At 64.3% G+C, this 26,144-nt stretch carries 21 protein-coding genes and 1 tRNA gene; 17 read left to right on the forward strand and 5 right to left on the reverse strand.

Features of this window, described 5'->3' with window-relative positions; genetic code table 11:
* The first annotated feature begins 3 nt into the window (after positions 1-3).
* The 5 genes from EI171_RS34810 to EI171_RS34830 all read left to right on the forward strand — a co-directional run bounded on the left by EI171_RS34810 (position 4) and on the right by EI171_RS34830 (position 7,887).
* On the forward strand, positions 4-1,509 hold the full coding sequence (locus EI171_RS34810; RefSeq protein WP_161536006.1) for a DUF1254 domain-containing protein: 1,506 nt from the start codon (positions 4-6) through the stop codon (positions 1,507-1,509).
* A gap of 24 nt (positions 1,510-1,533) precedes the next feature.
* Positions 1,534-1,944, forward strand: coding sequence for a hypothetical protein (locus tag EI171_RS34815; protein WP_246740326.1), 411 nt, complete (start codon positions 1,534-1,536; stop codon positions 1,942-1,944).
* A gap of 115 nt (positions 1,945-2,059) precedes the next feature.
* Entirely contained in the window at positions 2,060-4,738 is a 2,679-nt protein-coding gene (locus EI171_RS34820; protein ID WP_161536007.1) for an arylsulfatase, read from the forward strand.
* A gap of 250 nt (positions 4,739-4,988) precedes the next feature.
* Entirely contained in the window at positions 4,989-5,441 is a 453-nt protein-coding gene (locus EI171_RS34825; RefSeq protein ID WP_246740327.1) for a DUF2721 domain-containing protein, read from the forward strand.
* A gap of 343 nt (positions 5,442-5,784) precedes the next feature.
* A complete protein-coding gene (locus EI171_RS34830) occupies positions 5,785-7,887 on the forward strand; it encodes a tetratricopeptide repeat protein (RefSeq protein WP_246740328.1) in 2,103 nt (700 codons plus the stop codon).
* A 26-nt stretch (positions 7,888-7,913) separates the two neighbouring features.
* Here EI171_RS34830 and EI171_RS34835 read toward each other — a convergent pair whose 3' ends face one another.
* Complete coding sequence (locus EI171_RS34835; protein WP_161536009.1) at positions 7,914-8,807, reverse strand: hypothetical protein; 894 nt, start codon at positions 8,805-8,807, stop codon at positions 7,914-7,916.
* A 259-nt stretch (positions 8,808-9,066) separates the two neighbouring features.
* Positions 9,067-9,141: transfer RNA gene (locus EI171_RS34840), tRNA-Gln, on the reverse strand.
* A gap of 271 nt (positions 9,142-9,412) precedes the next feature.
* Between EI171_RS34840 and EI171_RS34845 the strand changes: the two genes are divergently transcribed.
* A complete protein-coding gene (locus EI171_RS34845; protein WP_161536010.1) occupies positions 9,413-11,191 on the forward strand; it encodes an acyl-CoA dehydrogenase in 1,779 nt (592 codons plus the stop codon).
* A 182-nt stretch (positions 11,192-11,373) separates the two neighbouring features.
* Here EI171_RS34845 and EI171_RS34850 read toward each other — a convergent pair whose 3' ends face one another.
* Together EI171_RS34850 and EI171_RS34855 are read right to left on the reverse strand one after the other, a co-directional pair.
* Positions 11,374-12,612 (reverse strand): MFS transporter, encoded by a 1,239-nt coding sequence (locus EI171_RS34850; RefSeq protein WP_161536011.1) that lies wholly within the window; start codon positions 12,610-12,612, stop codon positions 11,374-11,376.
* Positions 12,612-12,788 (reverse strand): hypothetical protein, encoded by a 177-nt coding sequence (locus tag EI171_RS34855; RefSeq protein WP_157839390.1) that lies wholly within the window; start codon positions 12,786-12,788, stop codon positions 12,612-12,614. The genes EI171_RS34850 and EI171_RS34855 overlap by 1 nt, the downstream gene beginning before the upstream one ends.
* A 129-nt stretch (positions 12,789-12,917) precedes the next feature.
* On the opposite strand from EI171_RS34855, the gene EI171_RS34860 reads away from it, so the two are divergent.
* The 9 genes from EI171_RS34860 to EI171_RS34900 all read left to right on the forward strand — a co-directional run bounded on the left by EI171_RS34860 (position 12,918) and on the right by EI171_RS34900 (position 23,401).
* Positions 12,918-13,676: an enoyl-CoA hydratase-related protein gene (locus EI171_RS34860; protein WP_011085440.1), complete on the forward strand. Its 759-nt coding sequence runs from the start codon at positions 12,918-12,920 to the stop codon at positions 13,674-13,676.
* Positions 13,677-13,832: 156 nt separating this feature from the next.
* The gene (locus EI171_RS34865) at positions 13,833-15,491 is read left to right on the forward strand and encodes a bifunctional UDP-sugar hydrolase/5'-nucleotidase (protein ID WP_161536012.1); all 1,659 of its coding nucleotides are present in this window, start codon (positions 13,833-13,835) and stop codon (positions 15,489-15,491) included.
* A 134-nt stretch (positions 15,492-15,625) separates the two neighbouring features.
* The gene (locus EI171_RS34870; protein WP_011085438.1) at positions 15,626-16,555 is read left to right on the forward strand and encodes a histone deacetylase family protein; all 930 of its coding nucleotides are present in this window, start codon (positions 15,626-15,628) and stop codon (positions 16,553-16,555) included.
* Positions 16,556-16,629: 74 nt separating this feature from the next.
* On the forward strand, positions 16,630-16,881 hold the full coding sequence (locus tag EI171_RS34875; RefSeq protein ID WP_008132970.1) for an exodeoxyribonuclease VII small subunit: 252 nt from the start codon (positions 16,630-16,632) through the stop codon (positions 16,879-16,881).
* A gap of 585 nt (positions 16,882-17,466) precedes the next feature.
* Complete coding sequence (gene dxs / locus EI171_RS34880; protein ID WP_028175335.1) at positions 17,467-19,395, forward strand: 1-deoxy-D-xylulose-5-phosphate synthase; 1,929 nt, start codon at positions 17,467-17,469, stop codon at positions 19,393-19,395.
* Positions 19,396-19,581: 186 nt separating this feature from the next.
* A complete protein-coding gene (locus EI171_RS34885; protein ID WP_161536013.1) occupies positions 19,582-20,136 on the forward strand; it encodes a nucleoside 2-deoxyribosyltransferase in 555 nt (184 codons plus the stop codon).
* A gap of 63 nt (positions 20,137-20,199) precedes the next feature.
* The gene (locus EI171_RS34890) at positions 20,200-20,934 is read left to right on the forward strand and encodes a TlyA family RNA methyltransferase (protein WP_161536014.1); all 735 of its coding nucleotides are present in this window, start codon (positions 20,200-20,202) and stop codon (positions 20,932-20,934) included.
* Positions 20,927-22,174 carry a class I SAM-dependent RNA methyltransferase gene (locus EI171_RS34895; RefSeq protein ID WP_161536015.1) on the forward strand — a complete coding sequence of 416 codons (1,248 nt, stop codon included), beginning with the start codon at positions 20,927-20,929 and terminating at the stop codon, positions 22,172-22,174. Before EI171_RS34890 ends, EI171_RS34895 begins: the two co-directional genes overlap by 8 nt.
* 162 nt (positions 22,175-22,336) lie before the next feature.
* Positions 22,337-23,401 carry a Tat pathway signal protein gene (locus EI171_RS34900; RefSeq protein ID WP_246740329.1) on the forward strand — a complete coding sequence of 355 codons (1,065 nt, stop codon included), beginning with the start codon at positions 22,337-22,339 and terminating at the stop codon, positions 23,399-23,401.
* On the opposite strand, the gene EI171_RS34905 is transcribed toward EI171_RS34900, so the two are convergent.
* On the reverse strand, positions 23,402-24,004 hold the full coding sequence (locus EI171_RS34905) for a hypothetical protein (RefSeq protein WP_161536017.1): 603 nt from the start codon (positions 24,002-24,004) through the stop codon (positions 23,402-23,404).
* A gap of 254 nt (positions 24,005-24,258) precedes the next feature.
* On the opposite strand from EI171_RS34905, the gene EI171_RS34910 reads away from it, so the two are divergent.
* Both EI171_RS34910 and EI171_RS34915 read left to right on the forward strand, forming a co-directional pair.
* Positions 24,259-25,317: a class I SAM-dependent methyltransferase gene (locus EI171_RS34910; protein ID WP_028175341.1), complete on the forward strand. Its 1,059-nt coding sequence runs from the start codon at positions 24,259-24,261 to the stop codon at positions 25,315-25,317.
* A gap of 147 nt (positions 25,318-25,464) precedes the next feature.
* Positions 25,465-26,106: a carboxymuconolactone decarboxylase family protein gene (locus EI171_RS34915; protein WP_246740330.1), complete on the forward strand. Its 642-nt coding sequence runs from the start codon at positions 25,465-25,467 to the stop codon at positions 26,104-26,106.
* Positions 26,107-26,144: the final 38 nt, after the last annotated feature.

A 26,144-nucleotide genomic window follows, 5' to 3' on the forward strand; every position in this document is an offset into this window, starting at 1 on the left:
GCCATGAACATCGCCAATCAGTGGATGAATTCGTTCAGGATCCACCGCCGTGATCTGGGTCTGGGCGCTCTGGCGCTGGGCGCAGCCGCCACGCTGCCAGGATCGAGCACCGCGCAGACTCGAGCGGAAAAACTAGGCCAATTTCTGAAGGGAGAGCTGGGAGACCTTAAGGACCTGAAAGATGATGTGAAAGAGGAGATCGCGTACCTGCTTGGTATGGAGTGCTACGTCTATGGCTTCCCGCTGGTCATGATGGACGTGACAAATGGCGTGATCACGGCGACATCAAAGTCGGGAGAATACAAGGCACCCATCAACCAATTCGGTCGGATGAAGGGCTACGTCAGCCCGGATTTCAAGGATGTCGTGCGGATCAGCGTCAACTCGGTGTGGTCGTTCGCCGTTCTTGATCTCGACAAGGAGCCGCTTGTTGCCTCGCACCCCGACACGAAGGGGCGTTACATCGTCCTGCAGTTGATGAATATGTGGACCGACGATTTTGGCTCGATCGGCAGCCGCACCACCGGCACGGGCGCAGGCAACTTCCTCGTCGCCGGGCCCAAGTGGAACGGCACCGCGCCGTCGGACATCAAGGACGTCTACCGATGCCCGACGCGCTTTGCATGGTTGCTCGTGCAGATGTCGGCCGCGGGCCCGCAGGACTTTCCGGAAATCCATGCCCTGCAGGATCAGCTTCTAATCACGCCGCTCAGCGCATGGGGCAAGCCGTATATGCCGCCCAGCGACGTTCCGATCGATCCTGCCGTGGACCTCACCACAACTCCGTACGATCAGGTGCGATTGATGACGGGGGAGATGTTTTTCAAGCGTCTGGCGACGCTGTTGAAGGACAACCCGCCCTATCCGGCCGACACCAAGATGCTCGAGAAACTCAAGAAGATCGGCATCGAACCTGGCAAGGAGTTCGACACCAGCAAGCTGGATCGCGCCATCATCAAGGGCCTGAACGGCGCACCGGGCGAGGTATGGCTGAAGTTTCAGGAGGGACCTTACGAAGCGCCGTCTGTGAACGGCTGGATCAACATGCTGAATATCGGGAGATATGGCACCGACTACAACACCCGCGCCCTGATCGCCTGGCTCGGACTTGGTGCGTTGACCTCCGATGATGCCGTGTATCCCAGTGCATTCGTGGACGGCGATGGCAATGTTCTGGATGGTGCCGCCAGGTACGTTCTGCATTTCGGCAAGGATGACTTTCCGCCCTCGGCCAGCGGCGTCTGGTCCGTCTCGCCCTATCGCGAGAATTTTTACGTACGGAACTCAATTGACCGCTACGGGATTCTTTCCGGAATGCCACTCAAGTACAACGCGGACGGCTCGCTGGATATCTACATCCAGGCCACGACGCCTGGCGCCGACAAGGAAGCAAACTGGCTGCCCTGTCCGCCGAGTCTTCCGTTCAACTTGACCATCCGCGCGTACCAGCCGAGCAAGCCGTTGCTCGATGGCACCTACAAGATTCCACCAGTCAGACGCGTGGGATGAGTTCGGGCGTCAGCAGAGATCGGTATGTTGAAAGGCATGGAGATCGCAAGATGGACCGTTCTCGCCGCGGCCATCGAGGCCGCGGCGACCGGTCTCGTCCTGTTCGCTCGACCGTCATGGTTCGCCCGGCTGGTATTCGGCAGTGAATTTTCGGATGCCGACAGCGCGCTCGGCCGGCTGACGGCTATCGCTCTGCTCGGACTGACACTCGCCACCTGGCCTTCTGGCGCGGTGGGCCCACTGCCATCCGTTCGCGCGCTGATGACCTACAACGTCCTGGCAGCAATCTACCTCCTTTACCTCGCGATCGGCCACCAGTTAACTGGAATCCTCTTATGGCCGGCGATCGCGCTCCACGCGATCCTTGTGATCTTCCTCGGTCACGCCTGGTTAGCCAAGAGAGATCGCGAGAGCGCAGAAGACTTCTCGATATAGCGGCTGAAACCGATCTTGAGGATGCCGTGGGTTGATCTGCATCAACGTCACTCTCTGCATGATCCTGAAGAATGACAGCATCCGCGCGTTTGAGCGCCTCTCAGGAGGGCTTGCAATGAATTTTCGTGCGATTGCTTCCGTACTATTTTTGGCATCGGCGATATCCCCGGCGTTTGCACAGCAAGCGCAGCCAACCACGCCGCCTCCGGGCTCCCCGGCTGCGACCATCACCATTCCCGGCGACCAGCTTCCACCGCCGCCGCAGAAGTTTGGGGGCAAGATCGAACAGGGGGCAACGAATTCGAAGCCGTACTGGCCGGCGCGTATTGTGCCACCCAGGAACGCACCGAACGTCCTTTTGATCATTACGGACGATGCAGGATATGGCGTACCGAGCACCTTCGGCGGCGTCATCCCGACCCCGGCGCTCGACCGCATCGCCGCGGACGGTCTGCGCTATACCAATTTCCATTCGACCGCACTGTGCTCGCCAACCCGCGCCGCGCTGATCACCGGGCGCAATCATCATTCGGCCGGCTTCGGGGTGGTCGCAGAGCAAGCCACAGGCTTTCCCGGATATGACAGCATCATCACCAAAGATAAGGCCACGATCGGCCGCATCCTCACCGACAACGGCTACCACACCGCGTGGTTCGGCAAGAACCATAACACACCGGAATATCAGGCGAGCCAGGCCGGACCGTTCGATCAATGGCCGACCGGCATGGGCTTTGAATATTTCTACGGCTTCATGGGCGGCGACACGAGCCAGTGGCAGTCGGGCACACTGGTCCGCAACACAACGCCGATCTATCCCTTTGTCGACAAGCCGGGCTGGAACCTGATGACGGCGATGGCCGACGAAGCCATCGACTACATGAACCGGATGAACGCGCTGTCGCCCGATCAGCCCTTCCTCATCAAATTTGCGCCGGGCGCGACCCATGCGCCGCATCACCCGACCAAGGAATGGGTCGACAAGATCAGCGCCATGCATCTGTTCGACGATGGCTGGAACAAGCTGCGAGAGACCATCTTCGCCAACCAGAAGAAGCTCGGCGTGATCCCGCAGAATGCCAAGCTGACTCCGTGGCCGAAGGATCTGATCAAGGAATGGGATCAGCTCAGCGCCGACGAGAAGAAGCTGTTCGTCCGCCAGGCCGATGTGTTCGCCGCCTATGCAGCCTACGCCGACAACGAGATCGGTCGCGTGATCCAGGCAGTCGAGGACATGGGCAAGCTCGACAACACGCTGATCATATACATCGAGGGCGACAACGGCACCAGCGCCGAGGGTCAGCCCAATGGCACTCCGAACGAAATGGCAATGTTCAACGGTGCCAATCCATCGGTCGAGGACCAGCTAAAGTATTTCTACGACGTCTGGGGCACCGACCGTACCTACAACCACATGTCGATCGGCTGGGCCTGGGCGTTCGATACGCCGTTCTCCTGGACCAAGCAGATCGTGTCGCACTTCGGTGGGACCCGCCAGGGCATGGCGATCTCATGGCCGAAGGTGATCACGGACAAAGGCGGGATTCGTAACCAGTTCCACCACGTCATCGACATTGTTCCGACCATTCTCGAAGCGGCGAAGATCAAGCAGCCCGACATGGTGGATGGCATCAAGCAGAGCCCGATCGAGGGTGTCAGCATGATGTACACCTTCGACAAGACCAACGCGAATGCGCCCACGACGCACAAGACGCAATATTTCGAGATGATGGCAGATCGTGCCATCTACGACGACGGCTGGATCGCCAGCACCACGGTGATCCGGCCGCCCTGGGTGACGGTCGCGAAGACCGTCGACCCGGCGAACTTCCAATGGGAGCTTTACGACCTGCGCAATGACTGGACCCAGTCCGATGATCTCGCCGCAAAGAACCCGGCGAAGCTCAAGGAACTGCAGGACTTGTTCGTCAAGGAGGCAACGAAGTACCAGGTGTTCCCGCTCGACTCGACGCTGGTCGCCAGAGCCCTCGCACCGCGGCCGAGCCTGAGCGCAGGCCGCTCGCAGTTCGTCTGGACAAGGCCGATCATCGGCACTCCGAACGGCGACGCGCCGAGCGTCCTCAATACATCCTACAACTTCAAGGTCGAGATCGAGATACCTCAGGGCGGCAGCGACGGCATGCTGATCACCCAAGGCGGCCGGTTCGCGGGTTACGGCTTCTACGTGTTGAAGAACAAGCCGGTGTTCACCTGGAATTTGGTCGATCTCAAGCGCGTGCGCTGGGAAGGACCGGACCTCACGCCCGGCAAGCACATACTTGAATTCGATTTCAAGTATGATGGACTAGGTCCGGCGACGATGGCGTTCGGCGATTACAGCGGCGTTGGCAAGGGCGGCACAGGGGTGCTGAAAGTTGACGGCGCCGAGGTCGCAACCCAAAAGATGGAGCATACGCTTCCCTTCATCCTGCAATTCGACGAATCGCTCGACATCGGCTCCGATACCGGCACGCCGGTCGACGATAACGACTACAGCACGCCGTTCGCCTTCACCGGCAAGCTGAACAAGATCACGCTGAATATCGACCGGCCAAAGCTGTCGCCCGAAGACATCAAGCGCCTGCAGGCTGCGGCGCGGGCCGCCGGAGACGGTCCGTCCGCCGATGCCGAGACAGCCCCGGCCGGGGGCACCGCGCCACAGGTCTCGGGCGACATCGGGCTCAATTTGGCCCAGAAGGTCGAGCTGCGCATCGACAAACTGGAAGGCTGCCGCAAGCAGGCGAAAGGCCTCGGGCTTGTGGAACGCGTGCAGTTCGTCCGGAAGTGCATGGAGTGATGGCTGCTGTCCAGCTTGTCGCACCAGGGCGTGTTGAAGGTCGACGGCGCTGCCGAACCGGGAGTGATTTCCCTTCGTCGCCGCGATTTGATCGCAACCGCACCTGGTGCCGCGCTGCCTGCCCGCCAAACATGCCTTTCAATCAGCGTTCGGGTCTACGAGACCAAGACTGCGCTGAAGGACGGCACGTTCAAGATCCCGCCCATCCGGGCATTCGCGACACGTGAGGAAGCTGGAGGATCGAGCGAAGATGGAGAACGTGATCCAGTTGATGCCGGTAACGCCCTCGATCGACCAGCTGGCACGGATCATCGGCAACGTGGCGGCTCCGGCTTTCCTGCTGGGGGCCGTCGCGTCCTTCATCTCGGTCCTCGTTTCCCGCATCAACCGGGTGGTCGACCGGGCCCAATTTCTTCACGGCATCACCGATGGTGATGCCTCAAGGGCTTACCTCAAGACGGATATTCCCCGGCTGCGGCTCCGGGCGTCGCTCTTGAACAGGTCGCTGTTCTGCTCCATCCTCTCTGCGATCCTCACGGCGCTCATCATCATCGTTGCCTTCATCAGTGCACTGTTCGATGTCGCCCACGAATACGGCGTTGCAGTGCTGTTCATGGCCGCGCTCCTGACGTTCTGCGCCTCGCTTGTCGATCTCGCCCGCGAAACCCGAATTGCCCTTCACGACAACGACCTTCGCATGTAACTCTTCCTGCGCAGCACGCGATGGGTGACCGGACGTGACGAAGGGTTCTCGGAAGAGCCGCAGGCGTCAGAAGGCCCCCACGAAGGCCCGGCCCGAACAAGACCGTTCGGCTCCCGCTCGACGCCCCGCGCCAGCATTCCGCTTGCGAACTGCCGCTCTGCTGGCAATCGGGTCGGGTGCGCTGTTCGTTCTGCTCGCAAGCGGGCTGTCCTGGTTCAAGACGTCCGACATCCCGTCTCAACCGACCCGCGAGGCCGAGCTGAGCTTTGTCGGCAGCCAGGCGTGCAGCGGCTGCCACCAGGCGGAGACACGGCTGTGGCAAAGCTCGCAACATCGTCACGCCATGGACCACGCGACTGACGCGTCTGTCCGCGGCGACTTCGACGATGCCGCGTTCGAATATGCCGGCACGCGCTCGCGCTTCTTCCGCAAGGACCAACAATTTCTGGTCGAGACAGACGGCCCGGACGGCAAGCTTGCGACGTTTGAGGTGAAATACACCTTCGGGGTCGATCCCCTGCAGCAATATCTGATCGAATTCCCCGATGGACGCATCCAGGCCCTGTCGATTGCATGGGACACGCGGCCCAAAGATCAGGGGGGACAGCGCTGGTTCCATCTCTATCCGGATGCTGCCGTCACCAGCAGCGATCCCCTGCACTGGACCAGGCTCAATCAGAACTGGAATTTCATGTGCGCCGAGTGCCACTCGACGGACGTGCACAAGAACTACGACGCCGCGAAGGACCGGTTCGCGACCAACTTCTCCGAGATTAGCGTCGGCTGCGAGGCCTGTCATGGCGCAGGCTCGCGACATGTTGCATGGGCGCACCAGAAGCCTGCAGCGCGCAGCCCGGACAAGGGCCTGCTTGTCCGATTCGACGAACGCTCGGGCATCACCTGGTCAGCCGATGCCGAAACCATGACTCCGAAGCGCAGCGCGCCTCCGGCAACGCTGCGCAAGGAAGTCGAGGTCTGTGGGCGCTGCCACGCGCGACGCGGACAGTTCTCCGAAGACTGGATGCCGGGCGAGTCCCTGTCGGAAACCCATCGGGTGTCGCTGCTCGACCGGCAACGCTTCCATGCCGACGGCCAGATGCGCGACGACGAGGAGACCTACAACTACGCCTCGTTCAAGCAGAGCAAGATGTTCGCCAAGGGCGTCACCTGCAGCGACTGCCATGATCCGCACAGTGCGGCACTCAAAGCACCCGGCGATGGCGTCTGTGCGCAATGCCATGCGCCGGCCAAGTATGAAGCTGCCGCCCACCGGCAGCATGCCAATGTATCGCCGCCGCCAGGTTGCGCCTCCTGCCACATGCCGGAACGTCGCTACATGGTTGTCGATCGCCGCCACGACCACGGCTTCCGCATCCCCCGCCCCGACTTGTCGGTGCGGCTTGGCACACCGAATGCCTGCAACGACTGCCATCGCGACAAGCCCGCCGCATGGGCGGCGCAACAGGTCGAAACCTGGTTCGGTCCGCAGCGCCTGGGTTTTCAGGCCTATGCGCGGGCATTTCATGCGGCATGGAGCGAAGCGGCCGACGCGCAGGCTCTCCTTTCGGCCGTTGTCGCGAATGACGCTCCGGGGATAGTCCGCGCCAGCGCGCTGGCCGAGTTGCCCGCTCCCGACGCCGATCTAATCCGTCGCGCTCTCTCCGATCCCGATCCGCTCGTAAGATTGGGCGCGCTCGATGCGCTGGAGGGCATTCCGGCCGACCAGCTCTGGACGCTCGCATCTGCGCAATTGACCGATCCGGTGCGCGGCGTGCGCATCCGCGCCGCCGAGCTTCTTGCCTCCGTTCCGCCATCGCGCCAGCCGGCCGCCGATCGCAACAAGTTCACGCAAGCCGCCGCCGAATTCGTGGCGGCGCAGAAATTGAATGCGGATCGTCCGGACGCCCGGGCTGCGCTCGGCAACTTCCTTGCAAGACAGGCCGGTGCCGCCGAAGCCGAGGCCGAATATCGGGCGGCCCTCAGGCTTGATCCATCGTTCCCGCCTGCCGCCATCAATCTTTCCGATCTCTACCGGCAGCTTGGGCGCGACAGCGATGGCGAACGCATTCTTCGCGAGACCCTGACCAAGTCCGGGCAAAATGCCTCACTTCACCACGCGCTCGGCCTCGTGCTCGTGCGGGAAAAGCGCGCCGATGAGGCGCTCGGTGAATTGCGTCAAGCAGCGGAGCTGGACCCCGGTCAACCGCGCTATGCTTACGTCTATGCCGTGGGGCTAAACTCCTCTGGCCGCCGCGATGACGCCCTTGCCGTTCTACGGACCAGCTTGCAAGTGCATCCCAACGATCGTGAATCCGTTTCTGCGGCCCTCGCGCTGAGCCGCGAAAAAGGAGATTCCGCATCTGCCTTGGGCTACGCTGAGCAACTCTCACGCTTGATGCCCGGCAACCGCGAGATTGAAGATCTGATCAAGCAGCTCAAGCAATAGCCGACTAGCGAGACTCTGCCGCTCGGCTAGTTGCGCACCGCGTATAGTGGCGTCCTGAGCGTGAGCTGGTACGCCGGTTTCGGCAGCCACATGATCTCGGCGGTCAAGCCAAACAGTCGGTTGTCATTGTCGTCCATGCGGTCCAGATCGAGTCGCACGATGGGCTGGGTGAACGACTGGATCGGCGCGAGGTTCAGAAGCTGGGCGCCTTCGAACGACTGTACCCCGACGCGCCCCGTAAACTTCCAGTTATTCGGCCATTGATAATAGCCACCGACATAACCGATCGTATTTGGATTAACTCTCACCGCTGCGTTGCCCACATCAACGCGTATGTGCTGGATGCCTACGAGAAAGCCGCGAGTCTCGTCCTTGTCCAGAGCATAATCGAACTCGAGAATGTTGTTGAAAGACGTTGCGGTCAGTGGGCCGTTTGGAACGGATTGGGTGATCGTGGATTGCAGCGTCACGGTCGGGAAATTCCCGCCATTCTGCTGGTAGATGTCGGCCTGGAAACCGATATTCCAACTGGTGATGTCAAACGAAGACCATCCGCTGCCCGCAAACTGCGTGGAACTGCCGGACACGCCGGCGTAGAGCGAGACGCGATCGGTGACATCGATCGTAAACGGAAGATCGACGTTGAGTGATTTTGCTGCCGGCAATCCGGTCGACAATGCAGCGCCGTTCGATCCGGCGAGCGTTGGCACCGCATTGAAGAAGGAGGGATGACCAAAGCCAAACGCCAAGGATCCCTGTGGGATTTGCGCGTAATAGGTTCTGAGATCGAGGTACATCGTCGGCACGGCCGGCTTCTTGTCGCCGTCGCTGTCGTCATCGGCCTCAGCGGCCAACGCGCTTGCCGCCGGACAGATCAGGGCGAGCCCGAGTGCGGCCTTCAGAACGGACCGAAACCTCATCAACCGCTCCGAGTTCGACGCAAACCTTGCTTACCCGCAAGGCCCGCCAGATGCTGCAACATATCGTGCCACGAATTGCGTCGCTCTGTCTGCAACCTTCGGATCGCGATTTTCCCCTTAGACATACACCGCGTCCCGGCGAAAGGTGTGGAAAGCCATCTCGAACGACACCCCGTGCAGCAGCAATGTGTCGCAGAGCCGTGCAGCAGTTCCCCGGCCAGGCCGGCCTCGTGCGCGATTTCAGGCTGGTCGGAAGCGCTGGCTGGGGCGGGAGGGATCGAACCTCCGAATGGCGGAATCAAAATCCGCTGCCTTACCGCTTGGCTACGCCCCAACAGGCGACCCGGGGTCGGCGGAAGAACTGGCTACCGCAGATTCCCTTCGGTCGCAGCCGGTCTATAGGGTGCGGCGCGGCATTTCAACCGCCTGGAGGCGCAAAATACCACAGCTTCCGGGACCGGCCGCGCCACACTCTATTATACGCCCGGGACGAAGGCCCGTGCCGGGCCGGAGCCATCCGGCGGCCGGCGTCCGGCGTCCGGGCAGTTGAGACCTCCGGCGTTTCATGGGAAGACGGCGCCAACATCTGTCCACGGGAGTGAGCCATGACCTACCGCGCGCCAATCTCTGACATGCTGCTGTCGCTCAATCATGGCGCCGGCCTGAAGGCCGCCGTGGAAGCCGGCCATTATGGCGATTTCGACGCCGACATCGTGGCCGCCGTGCTGGAGGAAGCCGGCAAGTTCGCCACCGACGTGCTGGCGCCGCTCAACCGTGTCGGCGACGAGCACGGCATCAAGCTCGACGCCGGGAAAGTCACGACTGCGCCGGGCTGGCCCGATGCCTATAAGCGCTGGACCGAGGGCGGCTGGAACGCGGTGTCCGGGCCTGAAGCGTTCGGCGGCCAGGGCCTGCCCGTTGCGATCAACGCCGCCTGCACCGAGATCTGGAGCGCCTCCAACGTCGCCTTCGGCCTGTGCCCGCTGCTGACGGCCTCGGCGATCGAGGCGCTGGATGCGCATGGCAGCGACGAGCTGAAGGCGATCTACCTCGAGAAGCTCGTCTCGGGCGAATGGACCGGCACCATGCAGCTCACCGAGCCGCAGGCCGGCTCCGACGTCGGCGCGCTGCGCACCCGCGCCGAAAAGCAGGCCGACGGCACCTATCGCATCAAGGGGACGAAGATCTTCATCACCTATGGCGAGCACGACATGACCGACAACATCGTGCATTTCGTGCTGGCGCGTCTGCCGGATGCGCCCGCCGGCACCAAGGGGATTTCTCTCTTTCTTGTTCCCAAGTTCATGGTCAATGCCGACGGCTCGCTCGGCGCACGCAACGACATTTTTGCGAGCGGCGTCGAGCACAAGCTCGGCATGCATGCTTCGCCGACCTGCACCATGACCATGGGCGACTATGGCGGCGCCATTGGTTTCCTGATCGGCGAAGAGAACCAGGGCATGCGCTGCATGTTCACGATGATGAACCAGGCCCGCCTCGGCGTCGGCCTCGAAGGCGTCGGCGTTGCCGATCGCGCCTATCAGCAGGCATTGTCCTATGCGCAGGAGCGCAAGCAGGGCCGCGCCGTCGGCAAGAAGGGCGACGGTTCGGACGCGATCTTCGTCCACCCCGACGTCAAGCGCATGCTGATGCGGATGCGGGCGCAGACCGCGGCGGCGCGCACCATCTGCTACGCGACCGCCGTCGCAATCGACGTTTCGACCCGCGCCAGGGATCCAAAGGTCCGCGCTGACGCGGCCGCGCGCGCGGCGCTGCTGACGCCGATGGCCAAGGGCTATTCCACCGATATCGGCAACGAGGTCGCCTATCTCGGCGTGCAGGTGCATGGCGGCATGGGCTTCATCGAGGAGACCGGCGCCGCGCAGTACTATCGCGACGCCCGCATCACGGCGATCTACGAGGGCACCAACGGCATCCAGGCGATCGACCTCGTCACGCGCAAGCTCGCGGCCAATGGCGGCGCCGCGGTGTGGGCGCTGCTCGACGAGCTCTCGGCCGTCGTCAAGCAGGTCGAAGCCTCCAACGACCCCGCTTTCGGCACCACGGGCGCAAAGCTGCGCGAAGCGCTGGACGCGCTGACGCGCACCAGCAAGTGGCTGCTCGAGCGCGTCACGTCCGCGCCGAACGAGGCGCTCGCCGGCGCAACGCCGTATCTGCAGCAGTTCGGCGCCACGCTCGGCGGCTGCATGCTGGCGTCCGAGGCGCTCGCCGCGAAGGGCGACGGCCTTGCCGATGCACAGCGCTACGTCTCGCTCGCCCGCTTCTTCGCCGAGAACATCACGGTGCAGGCGGCCGGGCTGGAGCGCACCGTGACGGAAAGCGCGGAGTCGGTCGCGGCGGCGGATGCGGTGTTGCTGGGGTAAGGTCTACCCTCCTCCCCGCTGTCATTCCCCGCGAAGGCGGGGAATCCAGTACGCCGCGGCCTCTCGGTAAACTACGGATGTCTCGGAGTACTGGATCGCCCGATCAAGTCGGGCGATGACACCGAATGTTGGGGACGCAGTTGGCCCACAGTCGGTCATCCTGGAGCTTCGCTCCATCCAGGCTATGAAGCTGCGAGCTTCGCCCGCCTCCCCGGTCGCCACAGCACGATGCTCGCGGCGATGAGATCCAGCGCCACACACATCGCAAACGCCGTCGTGTAGTTGCCGGTCAGGCTGCGGACCAGGCCGACGATGCCCGGGCCGAAGGCGCTGACGACGCCGCTGATCGACGTGCCCAGGCCCATCGCGGCGGCAAAGGCGGCAGAGCCGATCTCGCGCTGGATGATCAAAGGTGGGAACGTGATCATGTTGCCGATCGAGAAGCCGTAGACGGCACAGCACACCAGCAGCGCCGTCGGGCTCGTGCTCTGCAGGAGCACGAACAGCGCCGCCGCCTGGCTCGTCATCGACGCCGCGCAGGCGAGCCGCGGATCGAGCCGGTCGACGAACAGGCCGAGCGACAGGCGCCCGACCACCGCCATCGCGGCCATGATGGTCACGGCAAGGCCGGCGCTGGCGCGCCCGATCAGCGGTTCGAGGAATGTCACCTGGTGGACGATGAAGCCCATCTGCGCCAGCAGCGCGATCGCGATCGGCAGCACCATGGTCCAGAACGCCGCGTTGGCGAGCAGCGCCTTGCGGGAATGGGCCGGCGCGGGCGTGCCGCCACCGGCGGGGCGTTCGCCCGATGCCAGCGGCAGCCCGGCCGGCCAGCCGATGAAGCCGACGACCACCGGCAGCACCAGCAGCACCATCACCGTCGTGGCCGCCAGCATCGCCGAGCGGAAGCCGATGCTGGAGGTCAGCGACAGCAACAGCGGAACGAGGACGATGCCGCCGCAGGTCGCGCCGTTGAAGGCGAGGCTGAGCGCGAGGCCGCGGCGCCGATCGAACCAGGAGTTCAGCACCGTCGCGATCACCACGGTGCCCATGCCGGTCCAGCCGACCGCCATCAGCGCATAGGCAAGATAGAGCTGCCAGGGCGTCTGCATCAGCGCCAGCAGAACGGTCGATGCGCCGAGCGCCGAGAGGCCGCACAGGATCAGCGAACGCAGCCCGATACGGGCGAGCAGATCGTCGGTGAAGATGACGAGGACGGAGGTCAGCAGAAACGAGAAGGTGCTGGCCGCGGAGACCAGCGTGCCCGGCCAGCCATGGGCGCGCTGAAGCTCGGCGAGATAGACGCCCTGGCCGTAGAGGCCGAAGCCGAACATAAAGAAGGCCATCAGGAAACAGGCCAGCACAACGCGCCAGCCGCGATAATGCAGCGAGGATTCGTCGACACTCGTCGCGGCAATCATCAATCGAGCAATCGGCCAAATGGAACGGCACGATCGTGCACCACAACCACCGGTTTTTCAAATGAAACATTGTAGCCATTTGTTGCAATGCGCAATGATCCCATGAGCGGTGCGCCGGTGCGATCCAGCCGATCATGGTTCCCTGGACGGAATACCGCCGCGACGGGCGGCGCCATGCGCCGGGATCAAGGGAATCGTCGTCGAAAAGGCCGAGCGGGCGGATTGGCACGTCTGCAAGATGATGTAGGCTGATGCTTGCGAGACTCGCCGGCGGCAAGCCGTCGCGGCGACCGCAGGGGGTCATCATGCCGAATGGCAATATCATCGTCGCCGAAGAGCGTGGAACGCGCGTGATCACCCTGCGCCGCCCGGGCAAGAAGAACGCGATCACGCAGGACATGTATCGGGAGATGAGCCGCGCGATCGACACCGCGCAGAACAACCCCGATATCCGCTGCATGATCATCACCGGCGGCTCCGGCGTGTTCACGGCCGGCGACGACATCGACGATTTTCTGAAGGCCGACACGGCACGCCCGGAGACGCTTTCGGACGGCGCCAAGTTTCTCTATTCGCTCGCCCTCAACGTCAAGCCGATCATCGCGGCCGTGGACGGCGCCTCGATCGGCATGGGCACCGTGATGCTGTTCCATTGCGACTACGTGCTCGCTTCGAACGCGGCGACCTTCTCCGCGCCCTATATCCATCTCGGGCTGGTGCCGGTCGGCGCCGCCAGCCTCTTGATGCCGAACACGATGGGTTACCAGCGCGCCTTCGCGATGCTGGTGATGGGACGGACCTTCACCGCCGCGGAGGCGCACGCCGCCGGCTTCGTCAACACCGTGGTCTCGCCGGGGCACACCGAGGTCGAGGCGCGCAAGGTGGCGCGCGATATCTGCCGGCTGCCCGCCGAGGCGGTCGCGACCTCGCGCAAGCTGCTGCGTGCCCCGCCGGAGCAACTCACCCGCCGCATCGACCAGGAGGCCCATCTGTTCGGCGAGCGCTTGAAGTCGGACGATGCTATCGCTGCGTTCAACGCGTTTGCGAGCAGGAAGAAGCGGTAGATCCCGTCATTCCGGGGCGCCACGAAGTGGCGAGCCCGGAATCCATTGGGCCGCAGAGTTGTTAGATGAATGGATTCCGGGCTCGCGCTACGCGCGCCCCGGAATGACAGCGAGAACCTTCGTGAAATCTTCGCGCGCAACGACTAATCTTATTCCATGCGACATCTTCTCCGCCTGACCATTTTCGCCCTTGCGCTCGCCGCCCTGCCCGCCTCTGCCCAGACCGCCGCGCCGGTCGAGCTGCGCATCCTTGCGATCAACGATTTCCACGGCAATCTGCGGCCGCCGCCCGGCGGCATCCGCATCAACGATCCCGAGGACGGAGCCAAGAAGGTCATGGTGGCGGCCGGCGGCGCCGAGTACATGGCGACGCTGGTGAAGCAATTGCGCGACGGGCACAAGAACACGATCTTCGTGGCCGCCGGCGACCTGATCGGCGCGAGCCCGTTCCTATCGGCGATGTTCCACGACGAGCCTTCGGTCGAAGCGCTCTCGATGATGGGGCTCGCGATCACCTCGGTCGGCAATCACGAGTTCGACGAGGGCAAGGCCGAGCTGCTCAGGATGCAGAACGGCGGCTGCCATCCGGTCGACGGCTGCCAGGGACCGCATCCCTTCACGGGCGCCAAATTTCACTATCTCGCCGCCTCCACCGTGGAGACGGCGACCGGTCAAAGCGTGCTGCCGCCGTATGAGATCCGTGAGTTCGACGGCATTCCCGTCGCCTTCATCGGGCTGACCTTGAAAGGCACCGCCGGCATCGTGTCGCCCTCGGGCATTGCCGGCCTCGAATTCCGCGACGAGGCCGAAACGGTGAATGCGCTGGTGCCGCAACTGAAGGCGCGCGGGGTGGAAGCGATCGTCGTGCTGATCCACGAAGGCGGCGAGCCTGCCGGCGACTACAATGAATGCCCGGGCATTTCGGGGCCGATCGTCGAGATCGTGAAGAAATTCGATCGCGCCGTCGATGTCGTCGTCAGCGGCCACACCCATCGCGCCTATGTCTGCAATATCGACGGGCGGCTGGTGACGAGCGGCGACAAGTACGGCACCCTGGTCACGGCGATCGATCTCAAGCTCGATCCGGCAACGCGCGACATCGTCGCCGCCAAGGCCGAGAACGTCATCGTCGCCAATGCCTCGCTGGCGAAGGACGCGGAGCAGGCCGCGCTGATCGAGGCCTATGACAAGCTCGCCGCGCCGATCGCCAATCGCCCGGCCGGATCGGTGACGCAGACGCTGTCGCGCATTCCGAACGAAGCCGGTGAAAGCCCGCTCGGCGACGTCATCGCGGACGCGCAGCTCGCCGCGACCAAGGAGGCCATGAATGGCAGCGCTGTCATCGCGCTCACCAATCCCGGCGGCATCCGCACCGATATCGTTCCGAAGGAGAACGGCGCGGTGTCCTTCGGCGAGCTGTTCGCGAGCCAGCCGTTTCGCAACCGCCTCGTCACCATGACGCTGACAGGCAACCAGCTCAAGGAGATGCTGGAGCAGCAATGGCTCGATCCGAAGCGGCCGCGAATCCTCCAGGTGTCGAACGGGTTCAGCTACGCCTGGGATGCGTCGAAGCCGTTCGGCGAACGCGTGATGGCCGAGAGGATGACGCTCAACGGCAGGCCGATGGAGCCCGGAAGCGGCTACCGCGTCACCCTCAACGATTACCTCGCCGTCGGCGGCGACGGCTTCACGGTCGCCAGACAGGGCACGGCGCCGCAATATGGCGGCTACGACGCCGACGCGTTGTTCGCGTTTTTCCAGGCGCACGGGCCGATCGGCCCGTTGCCGCTGAGCCGCATCCTGCGCGTGAATTGATCCGGATCAAACGGGCCGGAACGGGACAACCGTTTGCCATTCCCGGTGGAGCGCATAGATTGCGTTTTGCATTGCGTTTTGGCGCCGGATGCGCCAAGCGACGTCAAGAGCCCGTTCCCAGTGAGCCCGACCTGATGAGCACGCTTCTCCTCTCCCACAAGGCCTGCCTCGACCACGTCACGCCGCCGGGACATCCCGAAAGGCCGGACCGCTTGCGCGCAGTGGAGGAAGCGCTGTCGCACGAGCGCTTCCAGTTCCTGGTCCGCGACCAGGCGCCGGAGGGCGATCTCGATCTCGTCACGCTCTGCCACAACGAGCACTACGTCACCGAGCTGCGCCACATCGCGCCGTCCAGCGGGCTCGTCTATATCGACGGCGACACCTCGATGTCGCCGGGCACCTGGGAAGCGGTGATGCGCGGCGTCGGCGGCGCGGTCGCGGCGACCGAAGCGGTGATGGCGGGCGAGCACCGCAACGCCTTCGTCGCGGTGCGCCCGCCCGGCCATCACGCCGAGATCGGCAAGCCGATGGGCTTCTGCTTCTTCGACAATGTTGCGATCGCCGCGCGTCACGCGCAGCGCAAATACGGCATCACGCGCGCGGCCATCGTCGATTTCGACGTGCATCACGGCAACGGCACGCAGGACATCTTCTGGTCGGACCCCACGGTAATGTACTGCTCGACGCACCAGATGCCGCTGTTTCCGGGCACCGGCGCGAAGGGCGAACGCGGCGACCACGACACCATCGTCAACGCGCCGCTGGCGTCCGAGGATGGTGGCCCGGAATTCCGCAGCGCTTTCGAGAACCTGATTCTGCCGCAGCTCGAAAAATTCAGCCCCGAGCTCCTCATCATCTCTGCGGGCTTCGATGCACATTATCGCGATCCGCTGGCCTCGCTGAATCTGCGCGCGGAGGATTATGCCTGGGTGACGCGCAAGCTGATGGACCTTGCCGACAGGACCGCCGGGGGCCGCGTTGTTTCGGTGCTCGAGGGTGGCTATGACCTGCAAGGACTGAAAGAATCTGTTACGGCGCATGTCGGCGCCCTGATGGGCGCCTGACGACGCCCGCCACATTAAGCCCGCAAAACCCGCCTTCACTGCGAGGCAAGCGAATCGGGCAATCGGAAACGGATATGGCCGAAAATACCCAAGTCGACGTCTCCAGGCTCACCTTCGAGCGCGCGATCGAGGAACTCGAGACGATCGTGAAGCGGCTCGAGGACGGCAAGGTGCCGCTCGAGGAATCCGTGACGATCTACGAGCGCGGCGAAGCGCTGAAGCGCCGTTGCGAGGAACTGCTGCGCCAGGCCGAAGCCCGCGTCGACAAGATCACCACCGATGCGAGCGGTCAGGCCACCGGCACCGCGCCGCTCGACGTCCAGTAAGGGACCCCGACCAAGCCTCTTTCGGGCATCGGACGCCTGCAATTTTTTCATGATCGCACGCAGCTGTGTGGGCTCATGGGGCGGGCGGTCGGGCACCGAGATCGAAGAATTCCCCCGCCGGGGCCATTCGGCCCCGCGAATCGAGCGGAAATAGCCCTCCTCTCGCCGAAAATCCTGCCGGGGAACCGGGCAAGGCAGGAACCCCGCCGCGGGCGCCGCAGTTAACCACTCTGGCCCGGGGGTTGCAGGCGTATGCCCGTAATCGCCCCAGCGGGTTGGCTTTGGCCCAAGCTTTGGTGTAAAGCTGCGCGGAGTGTGGCTTTTTGTTAGCCTTGCGTAGGCATCGATTACCGACGACAAGCGCTTCAAACTGCTAATGAAATTGGCTGGGACGGACGAAGCCGATCTAAGTGACAGGGATCACAGAGACTGAACCGGAGCGCACTTAAGCTCACCTAAGCTTGAAGACGGGGCCTTGCCCCATGCAGGTGGCTCCGACGGTTTAAGGACTCGCGCTGCGCCGATATTGTGCAAACCCATCGCGCACCGGAACGACCTTCCGGCGCTGACAAATTGGAAATCGCCGTGAACGCATACAGTAAGACGCCGCTTCTCGACACCATCCGGACGCCGGACGACCTGCGCAAGCTCAAGATCGAGCAGGTTCGCCAGGTCGCCGACGAGCTGCGGCAGGAGACCATCGATGCCGTCTCGGTAACCGGCGGTCACTTCGGCGCGGGTCTCGGCGTGGTCGAGCTCACCACCGCGATCCATTACGTCTTCGACACGCCGCGCGACCGGCTGATCTGGGACGTCGGCCACCAGGCCTATCCGCACAAGATCCTCACCGGTCGGCGCGACCGCATCCGCACCCTGCGCACCGGCGGCGGCCTGTCCGGCTTCACCAAGCGCAGCGAGAGCGACTACGATCCGTTCGGCGCGGCACATTCCTCGACCTCGATCTCCGCCGGCCTCGGCATGGCCGTGGCACGCGACCTCTCCGGCGGCAAGAACAACGTTATCGCCGTCATCGGTGACGGGGCGATGTCGGCTGGCATGGCCTATGAGGCCATGAACAATGCCGGTGCGATGAACTCGCGCCTGATCGTCATCCTCAACGACAACGACATGTCGATCGCGCCGCCGGTCGGCGCCATGAGCGCCTATCTGTCGCGCCTGTATTCCGGCAAGACCTATCGCACGCTGCGCGAGGCGGCCAAGCAGATCAACAAGCGCCTGCCCAAGATCATCGCCAACCGCGCCAACCGCGTCGAGGAATATTCGCGCGGCTTCATGATGGACGGCGGCACGCTGTTCGAGGAGCTCGGCTTCTATTACGTCGGCCCGATCGACGGCCATAACCTCGACCACCTCCTGCCCGTGCTGAAGAACGTCCGCGACATGGAGGAAGGCCCGATCCTGGTCCACGTGGTGACGCAGAAGGGCAAGGGTTACGGCCCGGCGGAAGCTTCCGCCGACAAGTACCATGCCGTCGTCAAGTTCGACGTCGCGACCGGCACGCAAGCCAAGGCCAAGCCGAACGCGCCCGCCTACCAGAACGTGTTCGGCCAGAGCCTCGTCAAGGAAGCGCAGAAGGACGAGAAGATCGTCGCCATCACCGCGGCGATGCCGTCCGGCACCGGCGTCGACATCTTCAACAAGGCGTTCCCGGACCGCACCTTCGACGTCGGCATCGCCGAGCAGCACGCGGTGACCTTTGCCGCCGGTCTTGCGAGCGAAGGCTACAAGCCGTTCTGCGCGATCTACTCGACCTTCCTGCAACGCGGCTACGACCAGATCGTGCATGACGTCGCGATCCAGAACCTGCCCGTCCGCTTCGCCATCGACCGCGCCGGCCTCGTCGGCGCCGACGGCGCGACGCATGCCGGCTCGTTCGACAACGCCTATCTCGGCTGCCTGCCGAACATGGTGATCATGGCGGCGGCCGACGAGGCCGAGCTCGTGCACATGGTGGCAACCCAGGTCGCGATCGACGACCGTCCGAGCTCGCTGCGCTATCCGCGCGGCGAAGGCCGCGGCATCGAGATGCCCGAGGTCGGCATTCCGCTCGAGATCGGCAAGGGCCGCATGATCCGCCAGGGCAGCAAGATCGCCCTGCTCTCGTTCGGCACCCGCCTCGCCGAATGCGAGAAGGCAGCCGACGAGCTCGCCGCGCACGGCCTTTCGACCACCATCGCGGACGCGCGCTTCATGAAGCCGCTGGACACCGAGCTGGTGCTCAAGCTCGCCCGCGACCACGAGATCCTGATCACGATCGAAGAAGGCTCGGTCGGCGGCTTCGGCTCGCACGTCGCGCAGTTCTTGACAGACCAGGGTGCGCTCGATAGCGGCATGGTCAAGTTCCGCACGATGGTGCTGCCCGACGTGTTCCAGGACCACGACACGCCGGCCGCGATGTACGCCCGTGCCGGTCTCGACGCCAAGGGCATCGTCGCCAAGGTGTTCGAAGCGCTCGGCAAGGACGTGAAGACCGAGACGGTCAAGCTGGCTTGATTGATTTCACCTCTCCCGCTTGCGGGAGAGGTCGGATCGCGAAAGCGATCCGGGTGAGGGCTTTTTCCTCCAGGGGGCTCTCGATTGTCGAGACACCCTCTCCCCAACCCTCCCCCGCAGGCGGGGGAGGGAGCGCAGTTTTCGCCGCGGTTTGCAGCTCGCCTGATTTCTTCTGAGCAGTCCCCCATGAAAATCTATCTGGCAGGCCCCGACGTGTTCCTGCCGGATGCGGTCGAGATCGGCCGGCGCAAGGCCGAGATCTGCGAGCGCTTCGGGCTCACCGGCCTTTATCCTCTCGACAACGAGATCGACCTCACCGCCCCCGACGCCTCGCGGCAGATCTTTTGCGGCAACGAGGCGATGATGGATGCGGCCGACGCCATCATCGCCAACCTGACGCCGTTCCGCGGTGCCGGCGCCGATCCCGGGACCGTCTACGAGCTTGGCTACATGGCCGGGCGCCGTAAATTGTGTTTCGCCTATTCCAACGATGGCGCCACCTATGCCGACCGCGTCGGCCGTTTCATGGACGTCACGACCGAGGACGGGCGGCTGGTCGATGCGCAGGGCCTGACGGTCGAGGATTTTGGCCTCGTCGACAACCTCATGATGATCCATGCGCTGGAACTGCACGGCTGCCCGCTGGTGACGCCGGCCACGATGCCGATCGACGTCTGGCACGATCTCGCCGCGTTCGAGGCTTGCGTCCGGATGGCGGCCGCGCGATTGATTGCACCATAAGCGCATCAATCGTCCCAAGAATCGGTCCAAGAATCGTTCCAAGAATCGTCTCATGAGAGCGTGATGTCCCCTTCCCGCAAACGCGCCGATATTCTGCTGGTCGAGCGCGGCCTGTTCGAGAGCCGGGCACGGGCGCGCGCGGCCATCGAGGCCGGCCTCGTCACGGCCGACGACAAGCAGGTGACGAAACCGTCGGAGACCATCGCCGAGGACGCGGTGATCCAGGCCGAGCCCGCGCACCCCTACGTGTCGCGCGGCGGCGTCAAGCTCGCCGGCGCGCTGGAACGCTACCCGATCGAGATCGAGGACCATGTCTGCCTCGACGTCGGTGCCTCCACCGGCGGTTTCACCGAGGTGCTGCTGGCCAATGGCGCAAGCCTGGTGTTCGCCATCGACGTCGGCACCAGGCAGTTGCATCCCTCGCTGCGCGATCATCCCAAAATCGTGTCGATGGAGGAGACCGACATCCGCGCCTATGAAGGCAGACGCCTGCCGGCGCGGCCCGATGTCGTCGTGATCGACGTCAGCTTCATCTCGTTGAAGGCCGTTCTGCCCGTGGCGCTGTCGCTGGCGGCCGCACCGATGAGCCTGCTGGCGCTGATCAAGCCGCAATTCGAGGCCGAGCGGAAGCACAACAAGAAGGGCATCATCCGCGACGCCGCCGTGCATCAGCAGATCTGCGACGATATCGCGGCCTTCGCCGCCTCGCTCGGCTGCACCGACATCGAGGTGTTCCCCTCGCCGATCACCGGCGGCGACGGCAACATCGAATTCTTCCTGGGCGCGCGCCGTGGTTGAGCGCCTGAGGATCGATCACGTCGGCCATCGCGGCGACGGCGTCGCGCTCGGCGCCGGCGAAGCGATCTATGTGCCGTATGCGCTCGGCGGCGAGACCGTCGAGGTCGACCATGTCGCGGGCAACCATCCCGACCGCCGCAAGCTGCTGGCGGTCGACGTCGCAAGCCCCGAGCGCGTCGCGCCGTTCTGCCCGCATTTCGGCATCTGCGGCGGCTGCGCGATCCAGCACTGGGCGGCCGAGCCGTATCATGCCTGGAAGCGCAGCATCGTGGTCGAGACGCTGGCGCAGGCCGGCATCGATTGCGAGGTCGCGCCGCTGGTCGATGCCCATGGCGTGGGGCGCAGGCGCGTCACGCTGCACGGCCGGTTCGGCACGCATGACATCCTCAAGGTCGGCTTCTCGGCAGCGAGCTCGCACGACGTCATCCCGATTCATCGCTGCCCGATCCTCGATCCCGCACTCGACGGCGCGCTCGATGCCGCCTGGGCGCTGGCCGAGCCGCTCACGTCCAAAATGCCGGTGACGAAGCCGCTCGACATCCAGGTCACCGCCACCACCAACGGCCTCGATGTCGATGTGCGCGGCTCCGGCCCGCTGCCGACGCCGCTGGTCACGGCGCTGTCGCGCGTCGCCGAGCAGCATCGCCTCGCGCGGCTGACGCGGCATGGCGAGCTGGTGCTGCAGCGCCTGCCGCCGACGGTGAAGATGGGCCGCACTGAAGTGACGCTGCCGCCGGGCTCGTTCTTGCAGGCAACCGTCGCGGGCGAAGAGACGCTGGCGTCTCTCGTGGCCGAACGCGTCGGCAAGGCCAAGGAGGTTCTCGACCTATTCTGCGGTGTCGGGCCCTTCGCACTGCGGCTCGCCGAGAAGGCGCGCGTCACCGCTTACGATAGCGATGCCGGCGCAGTTGCCGCGCTGGCAAAGGCCGCGCGCACGCCCGGGCTGAAGCCGATCAAGTGCGAGCCGCGTGACCTGTTCCGCCGCCCTCTGGTGCCGCAGGAGCTGCGCGACTTCGACGCCGTCGTGTTCGATCCCCCGCGCCAGGGCGCACAGGCGCAGGCACTGAAGCTCGCCGCAAGCAAGGTGCCCGTCATCGTCGCGGTGTCCTGCAACGTCGCAACCTTCGCCCGCGACGCACGGCTGCTGATCGACGGCGGCTACAGGATCGACGGCGTCGTGCCGGTCGACCAATTCCGCCACACGCCGCATGTCGAGCTGGTGGCGCGGTTTGCGCGGTAGCTGCAAGCCTCGTGGGACGGCCCGCCGCGGGCGCCTCACCAGATTGATCCGCGGCCGATCCGAACCTTGATACCGGTCAACCGCCCGAGCTTCCGGGGACGCTAGAAGCGTCGTGGCGAAAGGGCCGTGGAGCGGATGATGGCGATCGACCGGCGACAACTCATGACCATCGCGCTCGGACTTTCCGCGGCGGCAATCAGCGCCCGCCCCTCGGCTGCGGCGACGACGACCTATGAGGAAACGGTGCGAGCGTCGCGAGCGCCGCTGCAATCGGTGCCGCGGGACCGCGAGCTCGTGCGCTTTGCCACGCTCGCCGCCAACAGCCACAACACCCAGCCCTGGATCTTCTCCGCCCGCGGCAATGAAATCCTGATTGCGCCCGATTTCGCGCGCCGCTGTCCGGTGGTCGATCCGGACGATCACCACCTTTTCGTCAGCCTCGGCTGCGCCGCCGAGAACCTCGTTCTCGCGGCATCAGCGCTCGGCTGGCGCGCGAACCCGATTATCGACGGTGACAAGGTCCGGATCGCGCTGGAGCAGGCGCGCCCCGAAGCGTCGTCGCTCGTCAACGCGATTCCCCTCAGGCAATGCACCCGTGCAGCCTTCGACGGCAAGCCGGTGGCGCCCGACATTCTGCGCCAGCTCGAGAACGCCTGCCGGGAGCCGAACGTCTCGGCAATCCTTATGACCGAACGCGCCGCCATCGCAAAGATCACCGACTACGTGCTCGAAGGCAATGCCGCGCAAATGCGCGACAAGGCCTTCATGCGCGAGCTCGTGAGCTGGATGCGCTTCAACGAGGCGGATGCGGTCGCGACCATGGACGGGTTGTTCTCGCGGGCCTCGGGAAGCCCGTCCCTGCCGGCATGGATCGCGCGACCGCTGCTCAGGTTCTTCTTCACCGAAAGCGGCGAGAGCGGGAAATACCGCGCCGAGCTCGACAGCTCCGCGGGTGTCGTCGTGCTTGCCGCCGATCGTAGCGACACGTCGCACTGGATTGCGGTCGGCCGTGCCTGCCAGCGGTTCGGCCTGCAGGCGACCGCGCTCGGGCTCAAATATTCCTTCGTCAACCAGCCGATCGAGGTGGCGACGCTAAGGCCGCAGTTCGCAGTCTCGCTCGGACTCGGCGAGCGGCGTCCCGATATCGTGATGCGCTTCGGAGCCGGGCCGGATCTGCCGAAATCGCTCCGCCGCGCCCCGGAACTGGTGATGCGGCCGACGCAATAGCTAGCGTCGAAGGCCGCCGAGCGCCGGTGACTCGCCGGGCAGCATGTTCGATCTGATATCGCTGTCCATGCGGCCCGAGCCCTGCTGGGTGAACCCGGCCCCGAACGACAGGCTGAGGTTGGAGGTCGGCTTGAATTCGACCCCCGCGAACGCGCCGTAGCCGGGCGCGGCGCCGGAGGTGAGCGGCGCAAGCGAACTGCCAATGCCGTTGCCGTATTTCAGCGTGTCGAAGCCGGCAAAGAACGTGACGGGCATGCCGCCCGCCGTCTTGGTGTTGTAGCCGAACTGCGTGCTGTCATAGGAGAGCGCGCTGAAATTGCCGGCCTGTCCAGCCTGGCCGAGACCGCTCCAATTGAGGTTGCCACGCTGGCTACCGACGAAGAAGCCGTTCGCAAAGTTGGCGCGCCCGCCTGCGTCGCTGGCACTGAAGCCTGGAAAATTGCCGTAACTTTCGGAGCTCTGGCCATCGCTGCCGCCAAAGCCGAAAGGTCCGCCCGGTATCCAATACCTCAAGGGTGCAACTTGCGCATGAGCGGGCGCTCCGCCGAGGCAAAGCACGGCGAAGAGAGCTGCGAGACCGCAAGAACCTGCAAGGCTGGACATTCCGGCTACCGTCAAAATGCTCACAAATTATACCCTCGGTATATCGCGATGGCCAGCGAAGCAATGGCGGTCCCCGCGGCCCCGGTTCCAGGGTCACGTATTCCTGACAAATTGAACCTCCCATCCGCCGGATTGACCCACATAGAGGACGCGCAAGCTCGAGCCGTCATCGCGATCGCCAGAGCCTCGTGCGATCCGGCAATGCGCAGTTTGCGCTGACCTTTGAAAATGCCCGACACAGCATGGAGGTCGTCATGGAGGTCAATTCCGACAGGTTGAACGCGTTTATGGGCAAGATGATCACCGAGGTCGGGGCCGCGATGAACGCATCGCTGGTCCTGCTGGGCGACAAGCTCGGCCTCTATCGCGCCCTCGCCGCCAAGGGGCCGATGAACTCTGCAGAACTCGCAAGCGCCACCGGAACGAACGAACGCTACGTCCGCGAGTGGCTGTCGAGCCAGGCGGCTTCTGGTTACGTCGAATATGATACCGCTTCAGGAAAATTCTCGATGTTGCCGGAGCAGGCGATGGCGCTTGCCGACGAGGACAGCCCGGTGTTCCTCGGCGCAGTCGGCAATGTCATTGCCGCGGCGTTTCTCGACGAGCCGAAAATCACGGATGCATTCAAGTCCGGCAAGGGAGTCGGCTGGAACCGACGGAGCGAGTGCCTGTTCTGCGGCACCGCCCGCTTCTTCCGCACCGGCTACATGCATCATCTGGTGCAGGAGTGGCTACCCGCGCTCGACGGCGTGGTGGACAAGCTCAAGCGCGGCGCCAAGGTCGCCGATGTCGGTTGCGGGCATGGCGTTTCGACGCGGCTGATGGCGAACGCCTTCCCGAACTCCCGGTTCTACGGCTTCGACTATCACGAGGGCTCGATCGAGGCCGCGCGAAAGGCGGCCAATGAGGCCAAGCTGGGCGACCGGGTCAGCTTCGCTGTTCACTCGGCCAAGACCTATCCGGCCGAAGGCTATGATCTCGTCTGCTTCTTCGATTGCCTGCACGACATGGGCGATCCCGTCGGCGCCATCAGCCACGTACGCGAAGCCATGGACAAGGACGGCACCTGCATGCTGGTCGAGCCGTTCGCGGGCGACCGCCTCGAAGACAATCTCAATCCGGTCGGTCGCGTCTACTATGCGGCGTCGACCATGATCTGCACACCGGCCTCGCTCGACCAGGAGGTCGGCCTGGCGCTGGGCGCACAAGCGGGAGAAGCAAGGCTGCGCAAGGTCGCCCGCGAAGGCGGCCTGACGCGCTTCCGCCGCGCCGCCGAAACGCCCTTCAACTTGATCCTGGAGGCGCGGATCTGATCTCGATCGCGCCGGGCGCACGGAGGCGGCATGCGGCCATGCCCGTACCGCAGCCTCGCCCGGTGCCGACATCCTTGCCTCACTCGCGCCGCAACGTAAGCTGGCGTCGAGCAGGCGGCGCGAGTCCGCCGCAATGGGAGGATGACGATGCGATATCTGGGTCTGGCGCTGGCTGTGCTGTTCACCATCGCGACCTCGGAAGCCGGCCGCGCGGCCGAGCCGACCCGCTTCGTGCCGCTGAAACCCGACAAACTTTCGTCGTCGCAGAAGGAATGGGCGGACGCGATCGCGGTGCCCCCGCGCAACGCGAAATTCACCAACCCGCCCTACCGCGCCTATATCCGCAACCCGGAGCTGGCGCCAAAACTCTCTGCGATGTCGGACTATCTGCGCTGGAATTCGTCACTGCCGGCGCGCCTCAGCGAATTCGCGATTCTGATCACCGCGCGGCAATGGACGGCGCAGTATGAATGGTTCGCGCATTATCCGCTTGCGATGAAGGCCGGGCTCGATCCTGATGTCGCCAAGGACGTCGCCAACGGCGTGCGGCCGAAGGCGATGAAGGACGACGAGGCCGCGCTCTACGACCTCGCGATGGCGCTCTATCGCGACAAGAAGGTGTCCGACGATGTCTACCGCGCGGCCCAGCAAAAATTCGGCGAGCGCGGCATCATGGATGTCATCGGCCTGATCGGCTATTACGACCTGGTCTCGATGACGCTGATCACGATGCAGGCGGAAGCGCCGAACGACAGCGTGCCTCCGCTGCCGCCGCTGGCTGCGAAATAGCTACGCAGCAACCGCGGTTTATACCGCACGATCCCAAG

Source organism: Bradyrhizobium sp. LCT2, from assembly GCF_009931255.1.
In the GTDB taxonomy this organism is placed as follows: Bacteria; Pseudomonadota; Alphaproteobacteria; order Rhizobiales; family Xanthobacteraceae; genus Bradyrhizobium; species Bradyrhizobium diazoefficiens.